The 26,440-nt window shown below is 37.8% G+C and carries 24 protein-coding genes and 1 tRNA gene; 19 read left to right on the top strand and 6 right to left on the bottom strand.

Annotated features, from left to right (window positions below; genetic code table 11):
* Positions 1-141 precede the first annotated feature (141 nt).
* The 3 genes from STA7437_RS20210 to STA7437_RS20200 all read left to right on the top strand — a co-directional run bounded on the left by STA7437_RS20210 (position 142) and on the right by STA7437_RS20200 (position 13,361).
* On the top strand, positions 142-2,874 hold the full coding sequence (locus STA7437_RS20210) for a tetratricopeptide repeat protein (RefSeq protein WP_015195244.1): 2,733 nt from the start codon (positions 142-144) through the stop codon (positions 2,872-2,874).
* A gap of 1,192 nt (positions 2,875-4,066) precedes the next feature.
* On the top strand, positions 4,067-12,307 hold the full coding sequence (locus tag STA7437_RS20205) for a SpaA isopeptide-forming pilin-related protein (protein WP_015195243.1): 8,241 nt from the start codon (positions 4,067-4,069) through the stop codon (positions 12,305-12,307).
* A 52-nt stretch (positions 12,308-12,359) separates the two neighbouring features.
* Positions 12,360-13,361 (top strand): PFE-CTERM domain-containing protein, encoded by a 1,002-nt coding sequence (locus STA7437_RS20200; protein WP_015195242.1) that lies wholly within the window; start codon positions 12,360-12,362, stop codon positions 13,359-13,361.
* Between the two features lie 46 nt (positions 13,362-13,407).
* Here STA7437_RS20200 and STA7437_RS20195 read toward each other — a convergent pair whose 3' ends face one another.
* Positions 13,408-14,106: a hypothetical protein gene (locus tag STA7437_RS20195; protein WP_015195241.1), complete on the bottom strand. Its 699-nt coding sequence runs from the start codon at positions 14,104-14,106 to the stop codon at positions 13,408-13,410.
* Between the two features lie 44 nt (positions 14,107-14,150).
* Positions 14,151-14,594 carry an acyl-CoA thioesterase gene (locus STA7437_RS20190; RefSeq protein WP_015195240.1) on the bottom strand — a complete coding sequence of 148 codons (444 nt, stop codon included), beginning with the start codon at positions 14,592-14,594 and terminating at the stop codon, positions 14,151-14,153.
* Positions 14,595-14,643: 49 nt separating this feature from the next.
* Between STA7437_RS20190 and STA7437_RS20185 the strand changes: the two genes are divergently transcribed.
* On the top strand, positions 14,644-15,525 hold the full coding sequence (locus tag STA7437_RS20185) for an alpha/beta fold hydrolase (protein ID WP_015195239.1): 882 nt from the start codon (positions 14,644-14,646) through the stop codon (positions 15,523-15,525).
* Between the two features lie 41 nt (positions 15,526-15,566).
* On the opposite strand, the gene infC is transcribed toward STA7437_RS20185, so the two are convergent.
* Positions 15,567-16,097 carry a translation initiation factor IF-3 gene (gene infC / locus STA7437_RS20180; RefSeq protein WP_015195238.1) on the bottom strand — a complete coding sequence of 177 codons (531 nt, stop codon included), beginning with the start codon at positions 16,095-16,097 and terminating at the stop codon, positions 15,567-15,569.
* Between the two features lie 214 nt (positions 16,098-16,311).
* Here infC and STA7437_RS20175 point away from each other — a divergent pair, with 214 nt between their 5' ends.
* Together STA7437_RS20175 and ilvN are read left to right on the top strand one after the other, a co-directional pair.
* Positions 16,312-17,235 carry an alpha/beta fold hydrolase gene (locus STA7437_RS20175; RefSeq protein ID WP_015195237.1) on the top strand — a complete coding sequence of 308 codons (924 nt, stop codon included), beginning with the start codon at positions 16,312-16,314 and terminating at the stop codon, positions 17,233-17,235.
* 84 nt (positions 17,236-17,319) lie between these two features.
* Positions 17,320-17,841 (top strand): acetolactate synthase small subunit, encoded by a 522-nt coding sequence (ilvN, locus tag STA7437_RS20170; protein WP_015195236.1) that lies wholly within the window; start codon positions 17,320-17,322, stop codon positions 17,839-17,841.
* A gap of 358 nt (positions 17,842-18,199) precedes the next feature.
* Here ilvN and STA7437_RS20165 read toward each other — a convergent pair.
* From STA7437_RS20165 to ndhN, 3 genes are all read right to left on the bottom strand, one after another.
* Positions 18,200-18,270: transfer RNA gene (locus tag STA7437_RS20165), tRNA-Gly, on the bottom strand.
* Between the two features lie 99 nt (positions 18,271-18,369).
* Positions 18,370-18,927 (bottom strand): salt stress protein, Slr1339 family, encoded by a 558-nt coding sequence (locus tag STA7437_RS20160; protein WP_015195235.1) that lies wholly within the window; start codon positions 18,925-18,927, stop codon positions 18,370-18,372.
* A 101-nt stretch (positions 18,928-19,028) separates the two neighbouring features.
* Positions 19,029-19,505, bottom strand: a complete 477-nt coding sequence (ndhN, locus tag STA7437_RS20155; RefSeq protein WP_015195234.1) for an NAD(P)H-quinone oxidoreductase subunit N — start codon at positions 19,503-19,505, stop codon at positions 19,029-19,031.
* Between the two features lie 657 nt (positions 19,506-20,162).
* On the opposite strand from ndhN, the gene rplC reads away from it, so the two are divergent.
* The 13 genes from rplC to rplE all read left to right on the top strand — a co-directional run bounded on the left by rplC (position 20,163) and on the right by rplE (position 26,428).
* Entirely contained in the window at positions 20,163-20,804 is a 642-nt protein-coding gene (gene rplC / locus STA7437_RS20150; protein WP_015195233.1) for a 50S ribosomal protein L3, read from the top strand.
* Between the two features lie 12 nt (positions 20,805-20,816).
* Positions 20,817-21,449, top strand: a complete 633-nt coding sequence (gene rplD / locus STA7437_RS20145) for a 50S ribosomal protein L4 (protein ID WP_015195232.1) — start codon at positions 20,817-20,819, stop codon at positions 21,447-21,449.
* The gene (locus tag STA7437_RS20140) at positions 21,442-21,744 is read left to right on the top strand and encodes a 50S ribosomal protein L23 (RefSeq protein ID WP_015195231.1); all 303 of its coding nucleotides are present in this window, start codon (positions 21,442-21,444) and stop codon (positions 21,742-21,744) included. The genes rplD and STA7437_RS20140 overlap by 8 nt, the downstream gene beginning before the upstream one ends.
* Positions 21,745-21,805: 61 nt before the next feature.
* Positions 21,806-22,633: a 50S ribosomal protein L2 gene (gene rplB / locus STA7437_RS20135; RefSeq protein ID WP_015195230.1), complete on the top strand. Its 828-nt coding sequence runs from the start codon at positions 21,806-21,808 to the stop codon at positions 22,631-22,633.
* Positions 22,634-22,661: 28 nt separating this feature from the next.
* A complete protein-coding gene (gene rpsS / locus STA7437_RS20130; protein ID WP_015195229.1) occupies positions 22,662-22,940 on the top strand; it encodes a 30S ribosomal protein S19 in 279 nt (92 codons plus the stop codon).
* A 26-nt stretch (positions 22,941-22,966) separates the two neighbouring features.
* On the top strand, positions 22,967-23,329 hold the full coding sequence (rplV, locus tag STA7437_RS20125) for a 50S ribosomal protein L22 (protein ID WP_015195228.1): 363 nt from the start codon (positions 22,967-22,969) through the stop codon (positions 23,327-23,329).
* 29 nt (positions 23,330-23,358) lie between these two features.
* Positions 23,359-24,078: a 30S ribosomal protein S3 gene (rpsC, locus tag STA7437_RS20120; protein WP_015195227.1), complete on the top strand. Its 720-nt coding sequence runs from the start codon at positions 23,359-23,361 to the stop codon at positions 24,076-24,078.
* 69 nt (positions 24,079-24,147) lie between these two features.
* Positions 24,148-24,567, top strand: a complete 420-nt coding sequence (gene rplP, locus STA7437_RS20115) for a 50S ribosomal protein L16 (RefSeq protein ID WP_015195226.1) — start codon at positions 24,148-24,150, stop codon at positions 24,565-24,567.
* A 3-nt stretch (positions 24,568-24,570) separates the two neighbouring features.
* Positions 24,571-24,786 carry a 50S ribosomal protein L29 gene (gene rpmC, locus STA7437_RS20110; protein WP_015195225.1) on the top strand — a complete coding sequence of 72 codons (216 nt, stop codon included), beginning with the start codon at positions 24,571-24,573 and terminating at the stop codon, positions 24,784-24,786.
* 8 nt (positions 24,787-24,794) lie between these two features.
* Positions 24,795-25,040: a 30S ribosomal protein S17 gene (rpsQ, locus tag STA7437_RS20105; protein WP_015195224.1), complete on the top strand. Its 246-nt coding sequence runs from the start codon at positions 24,795-24,797 to the stop codon at positions 25,038-25,040.
* 32 nt (positions 25,041-25,072) lie between these two features.
* Positions 25,073-25,441, top strand: coding sequence for a 50S ribosomal protein L14 (rplN, locus tag STA7437_RS20100; RefSeq protein ID WP_015195223.1), 369 nt, complete (start codon positions 25,073-25,075; stop codon positions 25,439-25,441).
* Positions 25,441-25,788: a 50S ribosomal protein L24 gene (gene rplX, locus STA7437_RS20095; RefSeq protein WP_015195222.1), complete on the top strand. Its 348-nt coding sequence runs from the start codon at positions 25,441-25,443 to the stop codon at positions 25,786-25,788. Before rplN ends, rplX begins: the two co-directional genes overlap by 1 nt.
* Positions 25,789-25,882: 94 nt before the next feature.
* A complete protein-coding gene (gene rplE / locus STA7437_RS20090) occupies positions 25,883-26,428 on the top strand; it encodes a 50S ribosomal protein L5 (protein WP_015195221.1) in 546 nt (181 codons plus the stop codon).
* The last annotated feature ends 12 nt before the right edge of the window (positions 26,429-26,440 follow it).

The following is a 26,440-nucleotide window of genomic DNA, read 5'->3' as shown; positions in this document are numbered from 1 at the left end:
TTTTGGTTTTTGTGAAGATACTCTCTCTATTAGCGATGTGTACACTATATTGAATCAAGAGTCTGCAATAGTGAGATAATTTTGATTACTCTAGATGTAGTTGTCCAGATAAATCATGCCAACAGATTGAGGTAGTCTTTCATGAAACGCAAACATTCCAATCTAGTTTCTTTAACGTCATCAACTACCATGATGTTAACAGCTTTTCTGTTATCTGTTGGTACGGCTAATGCAAAAGAGTTTTATGCAGCTACTTCTCAACCAATTTTGGCACAAACTACTACCGAAACACCAACTACACCAAACTCAGAAATTCAGCAACAAATTCAAGCAGAAGCTAATCGGATTTTTAACCGAACTCTTACTCAGTTTAATTTAGTTATTTTAGTATCTTTAGCGGTTTTATTAACAGGTGTCTTAGCTTCTTTATGGTTACTGCGAAGATCTGTTGCTCGGGAAGTTGCTCATCTAGTTAGTAAAAATCTTCAAGAATTAACTACTGCTAAACAACAACTTCAACAAGTTACAGAGCAAGTTCAAGCAATCTTACAAAGTAATATAGAATTAAATCAAAAAATTGCCCAACAAACAGAGGTTTTTTACCAAGAATTAAACGGAAAAAAAGCGGATGTATCAAAACTTTTATCGGAATTAGCTCAACTGCAACAACAAAGTATTACAACGATCAAAAATCAAACTAAAGAAGGGCAACAAAATCTCGCCAAATTTACGAATCAGTATAGTGAAGAAATTGAAGAATTAACTATTCAGGCAAAACAAAAACAAAATCAAGTTATTCAAAATCTTCAACAACTAAGTCAAGAATTTCCTGGTCGACTTGAGGCGATCGCTTTAACAGTTACTCAACATAAAGATTCAATTGTAGAACAACTTAATCAATCTAATCAACAATTTGATCGACTACTAAATCAACTTCAAACTGAAGCTGAACAACAGCAAACCTCTCATTATCAAAATTTCGAACAATTAACTGCTGAATTTAATACTTTACTTACTAAGCTCAAAAACGAAATTGAACAACAAAAAACTTCTTCTTCTGATGATTTAGAACAATTAACTATTGAATTCAAAGCTTTATTAACCAAACTGCAAACTGAAGTCGAACAACGACAAACCTCTCATTATCAAAATTTAGAACAATTAACTGCTGAATTTACTCCTCAATTAGATCAACTGAAACAACAACTACAACAACAAAAAGATACAATCGCTCAAAACTGGCAACAGGCAGAGCGCAAAGTTATTCAAAAGTTAATGAATATTCAAACAGAAGTTCAAAAAGAAAAAGATACCCTTGTTGCTAATCTAAATCTATTAAGTTCTCAATTTCAACCTCAACTGAATCAAATTCAGACAGAAATTAATCATCAAAAACAGGAATTCTTAACAACTTTTCAAAAATCCGCTTCTGATTTAAATGAAGAGTTAGCAAAAATTAAAGTTACTGCTACCAAACGTCAAGAAAATTGGGGTCAAGGTTTACAACAATTAGAATCACAGTTAACAGAAAAACTAACTCAAATTTATCAAGAAATCGAACAAAAAGCTCAACAACAAAAAGATTTATATTTACAACAATTAAATCAGTTAACTACAGAACTTACCACTCAATTAACTCAAGCTCAAACTGTTAGTCAAGAACAAATTAAACAAATTGAAGCAAACGTTAAACAATTAGAAACTCAATTTAAACAACAGTTAAATCAAAAGCGATCGCAATTGGAAGATCAATCGAGTCAAACTCAACAAAATTGGTTACAATTACAACAAGAAATTCTCACTCAATTTTCCCAACTCCAAGCACAATTACAACAACGTCAAGAACAAACTATTTCTACTTTTAAACAATTAGAAACCGACTTTGCTCAACAATTAAGTCAGTTAGAAAGTAACGCCACTACTCAAAAAGAGCAAATCTTACAACAATTAGCTAAAATTACTCCATCAGAAATCGCCGAACAAGCTGTTGCCGAACTAAAAAATAACTTACAAACTCTCAACAAACAATTAGAAACTGCCAAAATTAATCAACCTCAATTATTCTTTGATCCTGCCGAATTAATTCAACAAGGTAATGATTTATTAGCAGCAGGAAAAGCCGAAGACGCGATCGCTCTTTATGATAAAATCCTAGAAATACAACCAAATTATGAGCAAGCTTGGTATCAAAGAGGTTTAGCCCTCAAAGAATTACAACGATATGAAGGCGCGATCGCAGCATTTAATAATACAATTAAAAATAATCCTAACAATACAGACGCTTGGTTACAAAAAGGAATTAGTTTTAGCAGACTAAAACGCTATGAAGATGCAGTAATTGCCTACGATAAAGTAATCGAACTAAAACCAGATTATCATCAAGCTTGGGTAGACAAAGGTGTCGCCTTGGGAATGTTACTGCAAAACGAACCAGCTTTTCAAGCCTTTGATCGTGCCGTACAAATTCAACCAGAAGATGCTGTCGCTTGGATGAATCGGGGTATGGCATTAGATATGTTAGAAAGATATCAAGATGCCATTGCTTCCTACGACAAAGCACTAGAATTACAACCAGAATTAATCAAAGCTTGGCAATATCGAGGAAAAAGCTTACGTCAGTTAGAACAATACGAAGAAGCCATTAACAGTTGCGATCGCGCTATTGCCATCAAATCAGATTATGCGATCGCTTATTATCTTAAAGCTACCTGTTATGCTTTGCAAAGTCAAGCCGAATTAGCGGTAGAAAATCTCAAACAAGCAATTACCCTCGATCCTAAATATCGTAACGAAGCCAGAATCGATCTTAGCTTTGATGGCATCGCTCAAAACGATCTTTTCTGGGAATTAATTGAAGGAAAAGAGGTTGATTAACAGAAAAGAGTAGACTTCTGGCATAAGTTTTCAAAATCTGGTTGAATTGAGGCAGAAGGCAGAAGCTATTAGTTTTGATTTGAAATTTATTTTCGCAAGAAGTCTAGTAAAACGAATTCATAGATTTAAAGAGTTTTTGTGTCCTAACCCGATAACGTATCGCAATATCATATTAATTTACAATCAAAAGTCTAATTTTGTCATACTGAGCGAAGCAAAGTATCTCGCAAGATTTTTCACTTCCTGAAGTTTACCCTCAAACCAAGTGAACGGCTTTCAGAATTACATTAAAATACGCAACTTAGTATCAATATTTTTTTTATTACGATTTTCAGTTGAAGATAACAGAACTAATAACTTTTTTTTATCACGCCTTCTACCTTCTGCCTAATACAAAAATGTAGTCTACTAAGCACGAAAACTGCTGTAAGTATAACATTACATTTTTTAGTTAAAGTCCTAGTATTTTACGTAGGTGTTAATAGCTATTCAATCTTACAAAATTTTTGCTATCAATTTTTTCTGCTTGATATTATTTAAATAAATTTACTGACTATTAGTCAACAATAATATATTCAATTTTGTCAATATTTATCCTTTAATTTTTAAGATGTAATAGCCTTAATAGTGAATAATCATTGGCTTTTATAAACGCTAGTACCAATAAGCCATAACATTTTTTTTTTATTATTCAAACTAGTTAATGTTGCTTATTTCAGCATTATTTTTAGAATAATAAAGTTTTTGGGTTTAATTCAATGTAATTGTTGTTTTTACTGATGTGACTTGTAAAATCGTTGTTTAACATAGCAAATAGCATTTGATATTGATCGAAATCTCAAACAAATTGTGATTGAGCAATAAACTTGTTGAAAATATAACGCGGAACAAACACCAGTGACTTTTACATCTAACGTTTTTATTTTTTAAAACAATAAACTATGTAACACTTCTCAGTTTATTCAAGTAAATTTGATTTAAATTTTCTTGCTCTTCATATGTATTTCCTTACAGGTAAATTTTTACAGTATAAATTTGAGAACTGCTCGAACCAAAAATTATGTAAAAAGTCAATTTTTATTTTTCGACAACTTTATTGAATTTCAAATGCTAGCAAATCCCTAAATCTATCAATCTTAATCAGTTGGATCAAAGAAATAAACTAACTAACTTATTAATTAGTAATCTTTATATGTCTCAAGCAAAAAAAAATAACTATTCCAGCAGAAAAAACTCAGTTGATCAAAATTCAACTAAACATTTAATTTTAATTGATTCCAATCTCTCTAATTATTCATCTTTTCTGACAGGAGAAATTCCAGACGCAGAAGTCATTGAACTGGAAAACGGTGATTTATTAAAAAATATTGTCTCCGAAGCTGAAATTCAGACAGTGGATTTAACTGAAGACAATCTTGATGACCTTACCAAAATACTATCGTCGTCTCAAAATATTAATAATTTACATTTAATTACAGCTTTTGAGTCAGATGAGCTTCAACCCTATCTTAAAACCTTAATCGAATCAGACAAGGCTTTTACTAACGACGCGACTGTCTATCTCTACCAATATCTACCAAAAACTCAAACTCTCAACCTTCAAGAAAGATTATCACTGGGCAATTCAATTCCTGTTCAAGCTGAAGCTAATTTAGTCCTCAATGTCGATTCCGCTACAGTTACCACCGACTTAGACGACTATCCCCCTGGTGCTACGGCAATTATTACTGGCAGCAATTTTGACCTTGGAGAAACTATCGAACTTCAAGTCCTACACACCGACAACATACCTAATACAGGTGGTGGACACGAACCTTGGCAAGTTACCGATGGTGGCGCAGAAGATTTAGATGGCAAAGTCGATGGTAAATTCCAGACGACTTGGTATGTCAACCCCGACGACTCCGCTAACTCGGCTTTTAAACTAACCGCCACTGGTTTAAATTCAGGCGAAGTAGCAACCCATCACTTCACCGACTCTAACCCCGCCGTACAGTTTTTCTATATTCCCAAAAAAGAAGCAGATATTTTAACTGCAATTAAAGCAGTTGCTACTAATACAACATCGAATTTTAACTCAGCAACTGATATTAATACCGTAATTTCCATCACGGTTTCCACTAACAATACTATTATTTACTACGACCATTGGGAAAATGGTTACGAATCTAATCTTAGTAACCCCACCCAAAGCAATACGCAAATTTGGGGCGACAACGATCCTAGTAATGGCATTGCACCAGGATACACTACAGATGTACTTAAAGCAGGAAACATCATCAGTTTAACAAATAGTGTTAATCCTTCGACTACTAGCAGTGTCGTTGACTATGATGGCGAAGATAAAATTGGCGCATCTAAAGCCATTGTTATTTCTCGTCCCTATTGGCCTACACAGAATAGTAGTACGGGTGCTAGCGGAACTCTGATTGCGGAATCAGTTAACGTTTACGACACTAGTAAATGGGGTACTTCATATAAAGTACCTGTCGGAGAAAACTTTTCCTCTTCCGTAAACTTTGAATATACTGCTCTGTTTGTTACCGCCGCAAAAAATAATACCACTCTGACCATTACCGGTGCAGACACTACTGGAGATAACGTTGCCGATGGTACTATAACTACTACCATTAACGAGGGTCAAAGCTATTTTCTTAATGGCGGAGTTCTTGTTGGTACACAGGTTACTGGCTCTAACCCAATCCAAGCTCACCTACTAACAGGTGACATTGGTTCTACCTATGCTACACGTGCCTATACTCTTGTTCCTACAAATCAATGGGGCAACAGTTACTATACTCCAGTAGGAACGGTAGTATCAGGAAAACCAACTGATGTTTATCTCTACAACCCTGCTACTAGCGGTTCTATTACCGTTAAGGCTCAAACTCAACAAGGTACGACAGATGTTTCTGTTCCGGCGGGAACATCTGTCCGTCATCGTCTAACTACTAATTCTGGGGCGTATTTTTATACTACCAACATTAACGATACCTTTTTTGCTACCACAGCTTTTGATAGTGAAAATAGCGCACACGATTGGGGTTTTAGTCTCATTCCCGAAGAAAATTTGACACCTATCATACAGGTTGGTTGGGCTCCCGGTAACGGTGCTAAAAATCACAACGGTAATCCTCTTTGGGTAATGGCAACTGCTCCCACAACCATTTATGTCGATTACGACGGAGATGGTGTAGCTCTCAATACCGATATCAATGGTACTAAGTACGATGCGAGCTTCAACCTTGGCACGTTACAAACAATTCAAATTACCGATACCAAAAACAATGACTTCGACCAATCGGGAATTAGAGTCTACACCGTTGATGGTACAAATTTGGCAGGTGCTTGGGGACAAGATGCCAACGCAGATACGGGAGGAACTTCCCTAGATTTAGGTACAGAAATTCTACCTTTACCCATTGCCTACTCTTGGAAAGAATTTGCTTTAGTTAATGATGTTAACAATGACGGTAATGTCGATCCTGGAGACACCATTGAATTTACTATTAATATCAAAAACGATGGTGTAGTCGTTCTGGGCAATGTCAATGTCAGTGATATCATTCCTAAAGGCACTACTTATATAAGTAGTAGTACCAAAATAGACGGTACTAACATTGGTGATGATACCTCTGGTACGACTTTTCCCTTCGATGATGACAATATTTTTAATAATATTGATGACGGTCTAAACATTGGTAACGTTCCTGTAGGAGGTTCTGCGAGTGTTACTTTCCGGATGTTGGTTAACAACCCCTACGATGGAAATTTAGCTGGCATCACCAACTCCGCAGCAGTCGATTCCGATGAGAATAGTTTAACTATTGCGGTTAATGCTCCCGTTGACATTCCTACCCAAACCAAAACTCTCTATCTATCCGGCGTTAGTGATTTAGACCGCATCAATCCTGTTACTACTAACGATACTACCACGTCTACAAGTAGTAATCTAGGTATTACTAGTGTTGCTAGCGATAATTTTAGTACTGGTAACTATACAGGTGGAACAGGCTGGAAAGCTGCTTGGAGTGAGAGTAGCGATGATAATACTGCCACTGGTGGACAAATTCGTGTTAATACCCAAAGGCTGCAATTTTTACAAGCTGGTACTACTGATGCCATTCAACGCAGTGTTAACTTAAGTGGTCATTCCAAAGCTACTTTAAGTTATGACTGGCAAACATCTAGTCTAGAAGAATCAATCCAAGTCTTAATCTCTAATTCGTCTACTGGTACATTCACAGTTTTAGGTACTTATACAGGGACTACTAGTAATAGTGCTACTTTTGATATTTCTAGTTACATTTCTAACGACACAACCATTAAGATTCAAAATAATTCTGGTAACTGGAACGAAGCCAATGACATAGCTTATTTTGACAATTTTAATATTAATGCTGGTATCATTAGTACCACATTCAACCAGTCCATCTCAATGAAATCAGATTTTGAGATGCCTTCTGGTAAACCAGTTACTGTTAGTGCTTATATTAATGCTAGTACTGGTACGCCTAGTATTAGTTCCAATATTGCTGCCACTGTTACTTATGACTCTGGAACTTTACTTAACCTTAGTAACCCCACTTCTGTTGTTTCACAAGGAGGCGGAGTCTACTTAGTTACTTGGACGGGTACTCTTAACAACAATGTTACTATTCCTACTGGACAAGATGTCAGTTTAAACATTACCAACAATCAATCTAATCTCAATTTTACTGTTCTTTCCGATAGCAATACTTATCCTTCCAAGATCGATTTAGCTACCAGAAGCGTTATTGATATTACCTCTATTGGTATCTACGATAATTCCTATGCTAATGGTGGAGGTAATCTAGTTAATGCTGCTTCCAACGGAAATACCGTATATCTGCGCGTCCAAGTAAAAGACCCCTTTGGTGATTATGATATTACAGGACTAGCTATAAATATCACCGATCCTAATAACAATAATCTAAGTACTATTAACCTCACCAGTACCAGCGATGTTGACACTACCACCGATGGAAAAAGGATTTACGAATATGCTTGGACTCCTCCAAGTACAATAGGAAACTATACTCTTAATGTTACTGCCAAAGAAGGTTACGAAAATACCGTTACTGATACTGCTAGTACTACCCTCAACCTCAACAATGGTACTGTTCCCAATGTCATTATTGGCGATGCTACAGCAACCGAAGGCAATTTACTAGTATTTGATGTCAGTCTCTCTACTGCTAGCACTAGCGATATCATTCTCGACTTAGCTACTACTGACGGCACGGCTACAGGAATCAGCGACTACGAAATTAATGGCTTTGAATATAGTACTGATGGCGGTACAAATTGGATTGCAGCAGGTGGCACTAACGGTAGTCGGGTAACTATTCCTGCCGGGAACACCAACATTAAAGTACGAATTAATTCTGTTTCCGATTCAACAGACGAACCCAATGAAACTTTTATTCTCGGAGTCAAGAGTGTCGTTAGTGGTAGCGTTGGTAACACCAGCGATACAGGAACGGGTACGATTACTGATGATGATCCAACTCCCAGCATTTCCATTAGCGATGTCAGTCTTACTGAAGGAAACAGCAATACTAAGCAATTTAATTTTACTGTCAGTTTGAGTAATGCCAGCAGTCAAACCGTAAGCGTCAATTATGCTACTGCCAACGGCACTGCTACTATAGCTAATAGCGATTATACTTCTGCCACTGGTACAGTAACTTTTGCCCCTGGCGAAACCACTAAAACTCTCACTGTCAATGTTACTGGCGACACTACCGTAGAACCTAACGAAACTTTCTTTGTCAATCTTTCCAGTGCTACCAATGCCACAATTATCGATTCTCAGGGAATTGGGACGATCCTCAATGATGATAATATCGCTCTTCTTGCCATTAATGATGTCAGTGTTACTGAAGGAAATAGCGGTACTAAAATATTAACGTTTACAGTTACCCGCAGTGGTTTGACTACCAGCGCAGTAACCGTTAATTACGCTACTGCCAACAACACTGCTACTACCGCTAATAACGATTACGTCAGTACCAGTGGCACTCTTTCCTTTGCCAGTGGCGAAACCAGTAAAACGATTTCGGTAACTATCAACGGAGATACACCTCCAGAAGCCGATGAAACCTTCTTTGTCAATCTTTCCAATGCTACTAATGCCACGATTATCGACTCTCAGGGTGTTGGGACGATCCTGAATGATGATGCTAGCGGTACTATTACTGGACGAGTGCTGGCAGACACCAATAATGATAATACAGGAGATACTCCTCTTTCTGGAGTTACTATTGAATTACTTGATAGTAGTGGTAATGCGATCGATAGCGACCCTAATACAAGCGGAGTCCAACCAACAACTACTACTACAAATAGCAATGGTGATTACACTTTTAGTAATGTTACCCCAGGAAGCTATCGGATAAAAGAAACTGACCCTACTGGTTATGGTAGTGTCAGTGATGGAGACACCACAGACGGTAATGATGACACTCCTGCTAACACTAATACCAACGATAATTTAATTCCTGTCACTATAACAGCGAATGAAGTTGATAGCGGTAACAATTTCGTTGACGAACAACTAGGAACTATTAGTGGTACAGTTTTAAAAGATACTAACAATGATGATATTGGAGATACTCCTCTTTCCGGAGTTACTATCGAGTTATTAGACAGCAATGGCAATCCTATTGATAGTGACCCCAACACCACAGGAATTCAACCTACCACTACTACTACCAATAGCAATGGTAATTATAGCTTTACCAATGTAGCACCAGGTAACTATAAAGTCGCTGAAACCGATCCTGCTGGTTATAGCAGTGTTAAAGATAGCGATAACAACGGAAATAATAACCTCATCGATGTAACTCTGGCGACAGGAGGTTCTTCTACAGGCAATGATTTCGTTGATGAACAGTATGGTTCAATCTCAGGTAACGTTTCAGCCGACACCGACAACAACAATACAGGTGATGTCAACTTAAATAATGTCACCCTCGAACTGTTAGATAGTAGTGGTAACTCCATTGATAGTGACCTTAACACCGCAGGAATTCAAGCGACTACTACTACTACCAATGCTAGCGGTAACTACACTTTCAGTAATCTTGCTCCTGGTACTTATCAAGTTCGTCAAACCAACCTGACTGGATATGGTGATGTTAGTGATGTCGATGGTGGTAACCCCAATTTAATTACCAACATTAATGTTACCGCAGGTGGAGCAGTCACTGGACGTAACTTTATTGACGAACAGTATGGTTCAATCTCAGGTAACGTTTCAGCCGACACCGACAACAACAATACAGGCGATGTCAACTTAAATAATGTCACCCTCGAACTGTTAGATAGTAGTGGTAACTCCATTGATAGCGACCTTAACACCGCAGGAATTCAAGCGACTACTACTACTACCAATGCTAGCGGTAACTACACTTTCAGTAATCTTGCTCCTGGTACTTATCAAGTTCGTCAAACCAACCTGACTGGATATGGTGATGTTAGTGATGTCGATGGTGGTAACCCCAATTTAATTACCAACATTAATGTTACCGCAGGTGGAGCAGTCACTGGACGTAACTTTATTGATGAACAGTATGGTTCAATCTCAGGTAACGTTTCAGCCGACACCGACAACAACAATACAGGCGATGTCAACTTAAATAATGTCACCCTCGAACTGTTAGATAGTAGTGGTAACTCCATTGATAGTGACCTTAACACCGCAGGAATTCAAGCGACTACTACTACTACCAATGCTAGCGGTAACTACACTTTCAGTAATCTTGCTCCTGGTACTTATCAAGTTCGTCAAACCAACCTGACTGGATATGGTGATGTTAGTGATGTCGATGGTGGTAACCCCAATTTAATTACCAACATTAATGTTACCGCAGGTGGAGCAGTCACTGGACGTAACTTTATTGACGAACAGTATGGTTCAATCTCAGGTAACGTTTCAGCCGACACCGACAACAACAATACAGGCGATGTCAACTTAAATAATGTCACCCTCGAACTGTTAGATAGTAGTGGTAACTCCATTGATAGCGATTCCAATACTTCAGGAATTCAAGCGACTACTACTACTACTGATAGCAACGGCAATTATACTTTTAGTAATGTTACACCAGGAAGCTATCAAGTCAAACAAACTGACTTAAGTGGTTACATCAGCGTCAGTGATGGAGATAGTACTAATGCTGGTGATGATACTCCTACCAACACTAACACCAATGATAATCTGATCCCTGTCACTATTAATGCTAATGAAACTGATAGCGGAAATGATTTCATCGACGAACCACTCCGCAGCATTAGCGGTACAGTACTAGCAGACACCAACAACGACAATACAGGTGATAGCCCACTATCTGGAGTGACAATCGAGTTGTTAGATAGCAGTGGCAACTCCATTGACAGTAACTCAACTTTAGCAGGAGTACAACCAACCACCACTACGACGGCATCCGATGGTAGCTATAGCTTTGCCAACTTAGCACCAGGCAACTATCAAGTTAAACAAACCAACCTGTCAGGCTACCTGGATGTCAGCGACATTGATGGTGGCAATCTCAATAATATTTCTGTTAATCTCAATGCTGGCAACAGCACAGGTAACAACTTCGTTGACGAACAAACAGGTACTATTAGTGGTCAAGTACTAGCCGATGCAGCAGATGATGATAATATCGGAGATAATTCTCTCTCTGGAGTCACCCTCGAACTATTAGATAATAATGGTGACCCAGTTATTGATGGCAACGGCAACCCGATTACTACTACTACCGATTCTAATGGTATTTATTCTTTTACAGGAGTTGCTCCTGGTACTTATCAAGTTCGTCAAACTAACTTAGCTGGTTATGGTGATGTTAATGAACTCGACAGTATTGATGATAGTGTTTTAGATACTGACTTAGAAACAGCTAATGTCGATAACGACAATCTCCTCACTGTTGATCTAACTGCTGGTGAATCCGATACAGGTAATGACTTCATAGATAAACTCTTTTTAAAAGGTACAGATAGTGCTGAAAACTTTACTGCTAGTCCTGGTAATGATGTCATCATCGGTTACAAAGGCGAAGATACTCTAACTGGTGGGACTGGAAACGACACTTATTTCTTAAACGAAACCAGTGATGGTTTAGATTCAATTACCGATTTTACTCCTGGAGAAGACAAAATTGATCTCAGTCAAATTTTGGTTGATGAAGTTACTAACTATACAACTGGAGATCCATTCACTCAAGGTTATGTGGAACTTTTAGGATTTAACCATCCTACCTATGGTGCTAGTACTATTGTGCAAATTGATTTTGATGCTGGAGATGAATCAACTGTTGGTGATTTGTATCACAAAGACATAGTATTCCTTCGAGGAGTTGATGTTGCTAACTTGCAGACTTCAAGAGATTTCATTATTTAAATTAGAGCGGAATTATTTCTCTGTTTTTGTCCTTTAGTCTAAAGAAAAATTTATGTCTATTTCTGTGAAAAATTTGATTCGTATTACCAGCATTGCTAGTTTTCTTGGTCTAACTAACATTATTATTGTTAGTCCTACTCAAGCTTATTCTGTAACTTTTTCTAATGGAGATTTTGAAGAGCCTGTTGATTTTAGTAATGGATTTGGTGATGGCTGGGAGGGAGCAGGTAATATTAGCCTTCAAGGAACCTATAGTAGTGTCGCTCCTTATAATGCAAACCAAGCGGTAATTACTACTGCTTGTCCTAATACGATTCAGACAGGAGAATGTTTGGATGATGATGGTGATACATTACCTCGCAATGATGACTCTCCTACTCCCGTAGGAACTTTTAATGTATCGGGTGAGGATCAAATTAGCGCAAGTTTAGAAAATACCAATAATTTGCAGAGTATTTTGGGTTTGTCGGATAACGCTTTTTCGATTTACCGAAAAATTGGCGGTGTTACTTACGATGGTACTAATGGGAATCCCGTTTTAAGACGTACACCCAAAGAAGGTTCTGCTATTTATCAAGATATAACAATTGGTAATGATGGCGACCCAATTGATTTTTTTATCAAATTCAATTGGGATTTTTTGACTAATGACGGCGCGGGAGATTTAGGTAATAAAGATTATGGATTTATATCAATTACCAGCAGTTCGGGATATGAACAGGTATTTGTTTTAGAAGATAGTACAGGTAATATCCCTACTTTAGATTCTAATGATACAGATTTTGCCACTAATACCGATCCTTATGCAGCTTATACTTCAAGTAATTTAACTCTAACACCTGGAACTTATCGAGTTGGGTTTGGTGTGATAGATGTTGATGGAGTAAGTAATAGTTCGGCTTTGTTAGTTGACAACTTTAATGTACAACAAGTTCCTTTTGAATTTTCTCCTACTTTGGGTTTGTTTATTATCGGTGGTTTATTTGGATGTGGTCGCTTGCGCTCTAGATTTCAATCTAATAATTCCATTGAAATAGAACAAATTGATAACTGATAATTGTAGAGACGTAGTAGAGACAATTCATGAATTGTCCCTACTGTTAAAACATCCATTCCAAATTAATTCCTACTCTGCTCTCGTGATCTTGACGGGAGTTTTGTTTTTCAATCTCAGTGGATAAACGAAGTTGGGGTGCAACAGCATAACCAACTGAAAGATTAGTAATTCCTACTTCTTCGTTACTACCAGGAGCAATAAAACTTTGGGAAAGAGAAAAATCGGCCGCGCCACTACGGGATAAAGCGAAAATCAAACGTAAACCCAAATTGACACCATCAGTAAAATAATCATTGCTTTTAATGTAACGATAACCAACTAAAGGAGCAAGATTAACATAGCTACCAAGAGGAAACAGAAAATAATGTACATTTGTTCCAACCGCAGTGCGATTGCCATTCAAGGAAGCTTGATAGTCAGCACTTAGAGTTAAACCACTACGCCCTAAAAAAATATCTTTGATCGCAAGATTAACTCCTGCTGCATCATCTGTAGAAGGGAATAACACAAAACCCAACTGTAAACGAGTACGAAAACTAGGCTCTTGACGAATATCTTCTAGTACATTGGGTACTTGTTTTAACCAGCGTTGTAAGACAGGGCTATCTTTGATAATTTCTGGAGGTACGTCAATTCTGGGTGTTTGAGGCTTAGAGTCTGGTTGTGAATTTTGTGCAGCTAAAGGAGTATTGATTACCCAAATCAATAGGCTGACACTCAGAAATTTTAGCCAATGCACCACTCGTTATTCTCCCAATTCTAAGAATAATCAAAAACTTATCGATCTTAACTCTTAATTTTTGGGTTATCCTTTCCTCTGCTATCTTCCTCAGCAACCAGCTTAAGCCACTGAATGATATTTTCTGGTAAAGGAATTTTGATTCTAGTTTTAGGATTGATACAAACGTGACGGGTGCTTCCTTGGGCTAACTTTTTTTCAGAAGCAACAATTTGATATGCGATCGCAAATTCTGGTTTGTTTAATTGTTTTGCTGTTAAATTAATTGTGATTTTATCTCCACAAAAAATCGGCCGAAAAAAACTCATTTCACTATGAACAATTGGTATTGCTACAGAAGAGTCTGCTAAGAAATCTTGTAAACTAATTCCCCCCATTGCCAAAGATTCTTCATAAGCTTGGTGACAGATACTCATGAGGCTAGCAAAATAAACCACTCCAGCAGCATCTGTATCAGCTAGATAAATTCTACGAGAATAAGCAAAAACCATTAATTTTGTTATTTTTAGTTTTAGAATCCTCTCTCTAATTTAAGATTTAATGTTTCCTGATTTTCTTCCCACTCAAGTTAATCATCTTACCGAAGCAAGCTCGATTGAATTCGCTAAACAAATTCAACAACATTCAATTTTAACTCCTTTAAGCCCTCTAAAAATTCCTACCGCTTATGTTCAAGCTGGTAATGGCGGTACACCTATTGTACTCTTACATGGTTTTGATAGTTCTTTATTAGAATTTCGCCGTCTTTTTCCCTTACTTGCACAACAACAAACGACTTGGGCAGTAGATTTATTAGGTTTTGGTTTTACTGAAAGACCAATAGATTTAAACTTTAGTAGTACTCAAATCAGAACTCATCTCTACTATTTTTGGAAAACTTTGATTGAACAACCAATCATTCTCGTAGGTGCTTCGATGGGAGGTGCAGTTGCAATCGATTTTACACTTAACTATCCAGAAATAGTCAGCAAATTAATTTTGATCGACAGTGCAGGTTTAACAAATCCTCCTGCAATTGGTAAATTTATGTTTTCACCATTAGATTATTTTGCTGCCGAATTTCTTCGCAATCCTAAAATTCGTCAAAATATTAGTAGGTCTGCTTACTATGACAAAAGCTATGCTTCTTTAGATGCTCAAATTTGTGCTGCTTTACATCTGCAATCTGTTAATTGGCATCAGGCTTTAATTAAATTTACCAAAAGTGGTGGTTACGGCTCTTTTGCAACTCAACTCAATCAACTTGAGCAACCAACACTGATTATTTGGGGAGAAAATGACCGAATTCTTGGCACTAAAGATGCTCCTAGATTTAAGCAACTGCTTCCTAACAGTGAATTAGTCTGGATTCCTAATTGTGGTCATGTTCCCCATCTAGAACAGCCAAAAATCACAGCAGAAGCAATTGCTAATTTTGTTTAACAAGTCGGGCGCACACCGTGCGCCCCTAAAAATAACCAATTTTATTTTTTAGGAGATAGCAACATCATCATGTTACGACCTTCTCGTTTTGGTGCCTGTTGCACTTCGGCTACAGATTCCAAATCAGTTGCCATGCGTTTGAGTAGTTCTTCGGCTAAATCCGCGTGTTGAATTTCTCTGCCTCGGAAACTAACTGTTGCTTTAACTTTATCTCCTGATTTGAGGAAACGTTCAGCATTTTTGACGCGCACATTGTAATCGTGTTCTTCAATTTTGTAACGCATCTTTACTTCTTTAACATCAGCATTGTGCTGTTTTTTCTTGGCTTCTTTTAATTTTTTATCCTGTTCGTATTTATACTTGCCATAATCCATGATTTTACAGACAGGGGGATCTGCTGTTTCGCTGACTAGAACTAGATCTAGATTCTGTTCTTCAGCCCTGGTTAAGGCTTCTTGAGGCGTAATAATTCCCAGTTGAGAACCATCACTGTCAATAACACGAATTTTAGGAAAACGTATTCTTTCGTTGATTTTAGCTAGATCGCGATCGTTGCGTCTTTTTTCTCTCACAGGCGTATGTCGATTGTTTCTTTTGGTTTAGTTAACTAAAAAATAGATAAAATATATTTACTTGACATTGTACTAATTTTGTCAAAAACCAAATTATTAATTTAGGTTTAATTTCCAATTTAACCTACGATGCATTCAACTATCAAGCTATGAGTAGATAGACTTTGAGCGATAAAATTATCATAATGTAAATAATTTTAAATTAAAGTTTACTTTGACGATAACTATCAATTGGTCACAACGAATTGGAAATCAAAGAGACTGGGTTTGGCGTGGTTGGCAAACTCGCTACTCTTATTTCAGAAATAATTTTGTTGGCAATACACCTCTGATTTTGGTTCATGGTTTTGGTGCTAGTATCGAACACTGGCGATTCAATCTTCCTGTTTTGAGTCAACACCAAACAGTTTATGCCTTAGACCTTTTAGGTTTTGGCGCATCTCGTAAAGCTTCAGTTGACTACAGCATTAATCTTTGGGTAGAACAACTTCATGATTTTTGGCAAACTTTTATAGCTCAACCTGTAGTTTTAGTCGGTAACTCCATCGGTTCTTTGGTTTGTTTGACCGCAGCAGCTACTTATCCCGAAATGGTTACGGGTTTGGTAATGCTCAGTTTGCCCGATGTATCTCTCCGTCAAGCAGCAATTCCTCGTCCTCTTCAACCAATAGTTACAGGAATAGAAAATTTGGTAGCTTCCCCTTGGCTAATCAACACTATTTTTAAATTTGTAAGACAACCTACTACAATTCGTCGTTGGGCTGGAGTTGCTTATTGCGCTCAAAATGCGATCGATGATGAATTAGTTGCTATACTATCTAATCCTGCTTATGATGAAGGGGCTGCTCAAACCTTTTACCGTCTTTTTCAACGCATTAGAAGACCTCAATTTGCTCCTGCTGTTACAGAAATTTTACCTCGATTGAATATTCCTATTCTCTTAGTTTGGGGTCGTCAAGACCGCATGATTCCTTTTGCTTTAGCTGCTAACATTGCTCCTCTCAATCAGAATCTCAACTTAATAGCTTTAGAACAAGTTGGTCATTGTCCTCACGATGAGTGTCCTGAGCAATTTAACCAAATTTTATTAGATTGGTTAAGTCACCATTTTCCCGTAGTTCAGGAAGACATTAAATAATTTCTAGAGAAGTGTTTTCCTAAATTAAGATATTAAGATATATAGAATAGAACGGAACGATTAATTTTTTAGTTTGATTTTCAGATGAAACATACAATCTCAGTTTTAGTAGAAGACGAAGCAGGAGTTTTAACTCGGATTGCAGGTTTATTTGCCCGTCGTGGTTTTAATATTGAAAGTTTAGCAGTTGGACCAGCGGAACAAGTAGGTATCTCTAGGATTACGATGGTAGTACCAGGAGATGATCGCATTATTGAACAATTAATTAAACAATTATATAAACTGATTAACGTTCTTAAAGTACAAGATATCACTCAAGTTCCTAGTGTCGAACGCGAGTTAATGTTGGTTAAAGTTAATGCTCCTGCTTCTGGAAGAGCAGAGGTTATTCAAATTGCTCATATTTTCCGCGCTCGGATTGTTGATATGTCTGAAGATACTGTTACTGTAGAGGTTGTGGGCGATCCTGGTAAAATGGTTGCGATCATTCAGATGCTTAATAAGTTTGGTATTCGTGAAGTTGCTCGCACTGGCAAAATAGCTTTGGTAAGAGAGTCAGGAGTTAATACTGAATATCTTAAATCTTTGGAAGCTAAAGTATATTAAAAAATCAGCGTTGGTTAATCAAGGTATGATAAACTCGGTGAAAGCGATCGCTCTTCTAGCGGGGAATTTTTTGGCATAGGGGACAAGACATCCCCAAATTTTAGCTCATAAATTAAGAGCTTAGTCAAATATCCTATCATATACAAATGCAGATTCCTTTCTGCTAGATTTAACCAAGTTCTTAGATTTGGTCATTTTTACTATATGTTCACAGATTAGACCTTAATTTAAAGAGTTGATGAAGTAGCTTGATTTGGGTGTCAAGTGGTCGTAGTAAAAGATCAAGTTGCGATCAGTTAGTAGTTAGTGAGGTTGGTAAAACCTTAAATGACAAGGTTAGTGGGAGTTTGATCTCAAGAGCGGGTAGGGGGAATCGAACCCCCATCATTAGCTTGGAAGGCTAAGGTTTTACCACTAAACTATACCCGCATAAAGAATTGATTGCTTAGTTGACAGCATAGGTAATAATAACACTACATATTGGGATGATGTCAAGCCTATTGCCTTAAATTTTTTGAAAAGATAATTTTAATGATGAAAATGAACTTCATCAAGAGCAGTCAAATAATCCATTGCTGCTACTAATTTCGATTCATAATTATAAGCAAACTCTTCAAACCACAAACCTTCTTCAGAATTAGGTTCTAATTTTTTGAGCCACTGTTGAGCTTTTTCTTTTAATGCCTCTTTTCGTCTCTGCTCTTTTTGCTCTTGTTGTTTTTGTTGACGTAGTTGTTCTTGCTGCTGTAACTCTTGCTCTTTTTGCTCTTTGGCTTGATATTCTTGTTGTAGTTGACTGATTAAATCATGTTTATTAGTTGATTGAGGCAATGATGGCGAAGAGATTTGTTTAGAAAAATTATTTTTCTGAGATAGTTCAGATTGATCTGATTGTTGATCTACTTCTGCTAATAAAGCGTCTAATAATGCTTCTGCTGGTGAATTCACTAAAGCTGGCGTAGGGTTGCTTTTTAGTTCTTTATGCGATCGCACTGACGAACTTACATTGTCACCCAACGATTGAGTTTCTTCGTTTTCTTGATATTCTGTTTTAATTTGAGCGAGTAATTCATCCATTTCGTTCATTATCAATTTGCCCAAGCTTCAAACAACAATCATTATTTAAGCAAGGGTACAATCAATTAATGGTATTTAATTATTAGCCCTTGCTTAAGTAGAAAGCCAAACTAAGCTGCTATTAAAGTTTCTGATAAAGGTTTCCAGTTAAAATAACGCTCTCCTCCTAACTCTAAAGCTACTTTAATCCGAGGCTCAATTTTTGGTAAATTAATCAAGTATTCAATCTCTTGACGAGATAAAATATTTCCTTCCATAATCCACAGTACCAACCCTTTAGAATTATCTGGTAATTCTTCCAACTGATAACTTGCAACAGGAGGTACATAATAAATATGACCTACAGCAGCTTCTTGTCCAATGGTTTTTTTCCCTAAATGAGGTGGACGAACACCGTGAACTCTCATTAAATACGCATCCAAATCGCCCAATCCCCTAGCACTCAAATTAATTGTATGATAGCCAGCAGCCCTCAAACGCCTTTGATATCTTCCTTCAGAGCCACCCTCTAATGGAACATATAAGCCTAAAGCTCCTGATTTCTCTAGAGCGCGGATAAATGACTTTCCAGTGGTAATCAGTGCCATATTACTTACTATTGTTATAAATACTTATTTTGATTCCTGATTGATTATATATTTTAAAACTTGTTCAAGTATTAGCGAATCCTTTCTTGCAAAAACAACTCGCTATCGTTTATAATGTCTGATCGTGACTAAATTTACTTTTATGAATTTAGCTCACACAAAAATATTAGCTCTCAGACAATCAAAGCAACTTAGTTAAATTTTAATGGCTAACTGCTTGGTCTAGCTAGTATTAAAAATAAATTACTGTTAAAAGTTAAAACTTGAGCAGTAATATTGACAAAAAAACACATCATCTTTTACCTCCTCAAGATACTGAAGAGCTAATTCTTTAAGTCTTTCGGGTCAAAGGTAAATATAAATCTAGATTGATGGGAATAAAATCCAAAAATCTGGTAGTAAATCTTAGCTCAAAATACCTATATTAAAAGATTGCTGCTATACATCTTGTTAATGGCGGTTGGCTATGTACCCGAATAATTTTTATCTAAGGGTAAAAAAAAGTTTAGGTAAACAAGATGTTTTTTTTGTCAATACAGTGACTGGAAATGTGGAACTTAGTTCACCCTCCATCACTGTCAATACAGTAGCAAAATTGAGTCGTCACCTTGGCTCAACTATTAAACTGTTGTTTAGTAAAAAAAGGGGCTAAATTCTGTGGCTGTCGGCATTCTCGGCACAAAACTGGGCATGACCCAAATATTTGACAAGGAAACGGGTAGTGCCATCCCCATTACCGTTGTTCAAGCTGGTCCTTGTGTCATTACTCAAATTAAAACCAAAGCAACAGATGGCTACAACTCCATTCAAATTGGATATGGAGAAGTAAAAGAAAAGGCTTTAAACAAACCTGAGTTAGGTCATTTAAAGAAATCTGGAGCTACGCCTTTACGCCATCTCAAAGAATATCAAATCGATGATGTTTCTTCTTTTGAGCTTGGTCAATCAATTAACGCCGAGCTTTTTAGTGCTGGAGAAATCGTTGATGTAACTGGTACTACCATTGGTAGAGGCTTTGCTGGTTATCAAAAACGTCATAACTTCAAACGCGGGTCGATGTCTCACGGCTCAAAAAATCACCGTTTACCTGGTTCAACTGGTGCAGGAACTACTCCTGGTCGTGTTTATCCTGGAAAAAGGATGGCAGGTCGTTATGGTGCTAGTCAAGTAACCATTCGTAAGCTTACGGTAGTAGAAATAGATTCTGAAAAAAATCTTCTACTTATCAAAGGAGCCGTTCCTGGAAAAGCAGGAGCATTGTTAAGTATTGCTCCAAGTAATATCGTCGGAAAAAAATAACCACTCACAATTATGGTTAATTGTATAGTCAAAAACTGGCAAGGGGAAAATGTCGGCGAGGCAACCCTAGAATTAAAAGTAGCTAGAGAAGAAAATGCGTCTCATATTGTTCATCGAGCTTTAGTGAGACAAATGAATAACGCCCGCCAAGGTACTGCCTCTAGTAAAACTAGAGCAGAAGTAAGAGGCGGTGGTCGCAAACCTTGGCGACAAAAAGGAACTGGGCGCGCTCGGGCTGGTTCAATTCGTTCTCCTCTGTGGCGTGGTGGTGGTGTCATCTTTGGACCGAAACCAAAAGACTTTAGTGTCAAGATGAACCGCAAAGAAAGGCGTTTGGCTTTAAGAACCGCTTTTACTAGTCGAGCCGAAGATTTAATAGTAGTAGAAAATTTTGCCGAGCAACTTGCTCGTCCCAAAACCAAAGAAGTTGTTACAGCTTTGGCAAGATGGGGCGTAGAAGCAGAAGCCAAAGTTTTGTTGATTGTAACTGAGATTGACGAAAACGTTTATCTTTCGGTGCGTAATCTTAGCAATCTTAAACTGCTTAAAGCAACTAACTTGAATATCTACGACATCTTAGAAGCTAATAAAATTGTTGCGACTACTGATGCTTTAGAGCAAATCCAGGAGGTATATCGTGACTAACTATAATCCTCGCTATTTGGCCGATTTAACAATCAAACCGATTGTGACAGAAAAGGCAACTTTGTTAATGGAGCAAAACAAATATGTATTTGATGTTTTGCCTAAAGCTACTAAACCAGAAATTAAAGCAGCGATAGAAAGTTTATTTGATGTCACTGTAACTAAGGTTAATACTCTTCGTTTACCTCGGAGAAAACGTCGAGTAGGTAGATTTCTAGGCTATAAACCTCAGTACAAAAGAGCAATTATTACCTTACAAGAAGGAGATTCAATTACTCTGTTCCCTGAAGTATAAACTTGAACAGGGAAAAATAGCCGAAATGCTTTTGCGCAAGTCCTAAATCCAAAATTTGATTATGGGTATTCGTTCATTTAGACCATACACTCCTGGAACTCGTCAAGCTACAGTTTCAGATTTTGCTGAGATTACCAAGACTAAACCCGAAAAGTCTCTAACTAAATATAAACATAGAGCCAAAGGTCGTAATAATCGTGGCGTAATTACTAGTCGTCGCCGTGGTGGTGGACACAAACGTCTCTATCGTCAAATTGATTTTAAGAGAGATAAATATAATATCAACGCAGAAATTATTGCCATTGAATATGACCCCAATCGTAATGCTCGCATTGCTTTAGTGCAGTATGAAGATGGCGAAAAACGTTATATTCTTGCACCTGCTGGGATCAAAGTAGGCATGACAATTATGTCTGGGGCTGATGCTCCCATCGAAATTGGTAATGCTTTACCTTTAAGCAAAATTCCTTTAGGAGAAACAGTTCATAACGTAGAACTTAGAGTCGGCAGAGGTGGACAAATAGTTCGTGCTGCTGGAACTGCTGCCAAAGTAATGGCAAAAGAAGGAGATTACGTCACCATTGGACTGCCATCTAAAGAAGTAAGAATGGTTCGTAAAGAATGTTACGCTACCATTGGGCAAGTAGGTAACGCCGAAGCTAGAAACATCAAACTAGGAAAAGCAGGACGTACTCGTCATCTTGGTAAAAGACCAGAGGTTAGAGGTAGTGCGATGAACCCTGTAGACCACCCCCACGGAGGTGGAGAAGGACGCGCTCCCATTGGTAGAAGTGGTCCAGTAACACCTTGGGGTAAACCGGCATTAGGAGTTAAAACTCGCAAGCGCAACAAACCTAGCAATAAATTAATTGTTCGTCGTCGCCGTTAAAGATAGTTATTCTTCACTTGGAAAAATTATGGGTCGTTCATTAAAAAAAGGTCCTTTTATTGCAGATAGCTTGCTTACAAAAATTGAAAAGCTAAACGAGCAAAACAAAAAAGAAGTTATTAAAACTTGGTCGCGAGCTTCTACTATTTTGCCTCAAATGGTAGGTCATACTATTGCAGTTCACAATGGTCGTCAGCACGTACCAGTTTTTGTGAGCGATCAAATGGTTGGACATAAATTAGGAGAATTTGCTCCTACTCGTACATTTCGAGGTCATGCTAAGAGCGATAAAAAAGCTCGCCGATAAAGATAATTAATCATGTAGAGCAAATTATGGCGATAGATAGTAACAACGAAGTAAAAGCGATCGCTCGCTATGTCCGAATGTCTCCTTATAAAGTTAGGCGAGTCTTAGATCAAATTCGCGGTCGTCAATATCGAGAAGCATTGATTATTCTCGAATTTATGCCTTACAAAGCTTGTGAACCAATCCTCAAGGTATTGCGTTCTGCTGTTGCTAATGCTGAACACAACGCTGGACTAGATCCTAGCAGCTTGATTGTAAGTCAAGCTTATGCAGATGGCGGTCCTGCTTTTAAGCGATACCGTCCCAGAGCTCAAGGTCGTGCTTATCAAATTCGTAAGCCTACCTGTCATATTACTGTAGTCGTTGCTCCTGAAGCGACCGCGCCATAGTTCAATCAAGTCTTGACGAGGAAATATTTGTGGGACAGAAAATACATCCAGTTGGATTTCGTTTAGGTATTACTAAAGACCACCAGTCTTGCTGGTATGCCGACACCAAACGTTATCCAGAATTACTTCAAGAAGACCATCTGATTAGAAATTATTTAGCCAAAGAGTTAAATAATGCAGGCATTTCTCAAATCAGAATTGAGCGCAAAGCTGACCAGATTGATTTGGCAATTCATACTGCTAGACCTGGTGTTGTAGTTGGTCGTGGTGGTACTGGAATTGAGAAATTACGTACTGAATTACAAGAAGCAGTTGGTAATAACCGTCAGATCCGAATTAATGTAATTGAAGTAGCTAGAGTTGACGCTGATGCAGCTTTAATTGCTGAATACATTACTCAGCAACTTGAACGAAGAGTTTCTTTCCGTAGAGTTGTTCGTCAAGCAATTCAAAGAGCTCAACGAGCAGAAGTCCAAGGAATTAAAATTCAAGTTAGTGGTCGTCTCAATGGAGCCGAAATTGCTCGTACAGAATGGGTAAGGGAAGGTAGAGTTCCTTTACATACTCTTAGAGCCGATATTGACTATGCTTATCGCACAGCTTTGACTATCTACGGAATTTTAGGGGTCAAAGTTTGGGTATTTAAAGGGGAAATTATTCCAGGACAGGAAGATATTCCTGCTGCTGTTCCTAATCAAGCTCCCCGTCGCCAACGTCGTCGTCAGAAATTTGAAGACCGTTCAGAATAGTCAACCCGATTGCAACCACTAGCATAATTGACTCAAAATCGACCAAACAATAATAGCTAGAGACCAACTATGTTAAGTCCTAAAAGAACCAAATTTCGCAAACAGCAACGTGGGCGGATGAGAGGCATGGCTTATCGAGGCAGTACCATTAACTTTGGTGACTTTGCTCTTCAAGCTACAGAACCTTGTTGGATTACTTCTCGTCAAATCGAGGCAGCTCGACGAGCAATGACTCGTTATGTTCGTCGTGGTGGTAAAATCTGGATTCGCATTTTTCCAGATAAACCAGTAACCATGCGCCCTGCTGAGACTCGTATGGGTTCTGGTAAAGGCTCTCCCGAATATTGGGTAGCCGTAGTCAAACCAGGACGAATTATGTTTGAAATGGCTGGTGTTTCTGAAGAAGTAGCCCGCGAGGCAATGCGTTTAGCTGCTCAAAAGCTACCAATTAAAACCAAGTTTATTACTCGCGAAGAGGAGTTAGTCTAAACTATGGCATTTCCAAGTATAGAAGAGGCTAGGAAATTAAGCGAAGAAGAATTAGCTGAGGAAGTTTTGGCAGCTAAACGAGAACTTTTTCAATTAAGACTAGAACAAGCAACTCGCCGTTTAGAAAAACCTCATTTATTTAAACATACTAAACATCGTCTGGCTCAATTACTAACTGTTGAGCGAGAACGTCAACTCAAAGCTGCGACAGAGGAGTAAATTAAATTATGGCAGTCAAAGAAAGAGTTGGATTAGTGGTAAGCGACAAAATGGATAAAACCGTCGTTGTTGCCATAGAAAACCGCTCTCCTCATCCAAAATACGGCAAAATCGTTGTTAAAACCCAAAAATATAAAGTACACGACGAAAATAATCAATGTAAAATTGGCGATCGCGTAAAAATTCGCGAAACTAGACCTCTCAGCCGTACTAAGAGGTGGGCGATCGCTGAAATTCTTGAAGCAAAAGATTAATCTTTTTTCTCAAACTAGAAGAGATTCAGACCGTGATACAACAACAAACCTATCTCAATGTTGCCGATAACAGTGGTGCTCGTAAGCTGATGTGTTTGCGGGTGCTTGGAACTGGTAATTGTCGTTATGGTGGCATCGGTGATGTGATCATTGCCGTTGTCAAAGATGCCATTCCCAATATGGCAGTCAAAAAATCAGATATCGTTAGAGCGGTTATTGTTCGTACGAAGCAATCTTTACGACGCGAAAGCGGTATGAGTATTCGCTTTGATGATAATGCTGCTGTAATTATCAACAACGATGGTAATCCTAGAGGAACTCGTGTGTTTGGACCAGTAGCACGAGAACTAAGAGATAAAAACTTTACTAAAATTGTTTCTCTGGCTCCGGAGGTAATCTGATGGCAAATTCAAAAAATCAGGTTAAAAACCCCAAAATGCATGTCAAAAAAGGTGATACTGTTCAAGTCATCTCTGGTCGCGATAAAGGCAAAGTAGGCGAAGTTCTACAAGCAATACCCCAATCGAGTCAAGTGGTGATTAAAGGAGTCAACATTAGAACTAAACACGTTAAAGCTCAACAAGAAGGAGAATCAGGTCAAATTGCTACCTTTGAAGCTCCTATTCATAGTTCTAACGTCATGCTTTACTCCACTAAAGAGAAAGTTGCTAGTCGAGTTTGCTACACTTTCACCGAAGATGGTCGCAAAGTACGTATGCTCAAAAAAACTGGAGAAATTATCGATTAATTGCTTCAGTTACCAATAATCTTTCTTAAAGTGGTCATATTTAAATCATAACTACCCCTGACCAAGCCCAGGGAAAGGAAAGTAAGTAAACAAAATGGTACAAAAACTCAAAACAACTTACCAAGAACAAATCGTACCTAAGCTTCAACAGCAATTTGATTATCAGAATATTCATCAAGTTCCTAAAGTAATCAAAGTAGTTGTTAATCGTGGTTTAGGAGAAGCATCTCAAAACGCTAAAGCTCTTGAATCCTCTATTAATGAGTTAGGTGTGATTACTGGACAAAAACCAGTAGTTACTAGAGCCAAAAAAGCGATCGCAGGATTCAAAATTCGTAAAGGAATGCCTGTAGGGGTCATGGTTACTTTACGAGGAGAACGAATGTATGCTTTCCTTGATCGTTTGATTAATTTAGCCTTACCTCGGATTCGAGACTTTCGTGGTGTCAGTCCCAAAAGTTTTGATGGTAGAGGTAACTATAGTCTTGGTGTCAGAGAACAATTAATTTTTCCAGAAATAGACTATGACAGTATTGACCAAATTCGAGGCATGGATATCTCGATCATTACAACGGCTAATACTGATGAAGAAGGTCGCGCATTACTCAAAGAAATGGGAATGCCCTTCCGCAATAATTAATCCTTAGTATCA

This window comes from Stanieria cyanosphaera PCC 7437 (assembly GCF_000317575.1).
GTDB classification, from domain to species: domain Bacteria; phylum Cyanobacteriota; class Cyanobacteriia; order Cyanobacteriales; family Xenococcaceae; genus Stanieria; species Stanieria cyanosphaera.
Note: the sequence above shows the minus strand (reverse complement) of the source record. Positions and strands in the feature narration are given on the sequence as shown.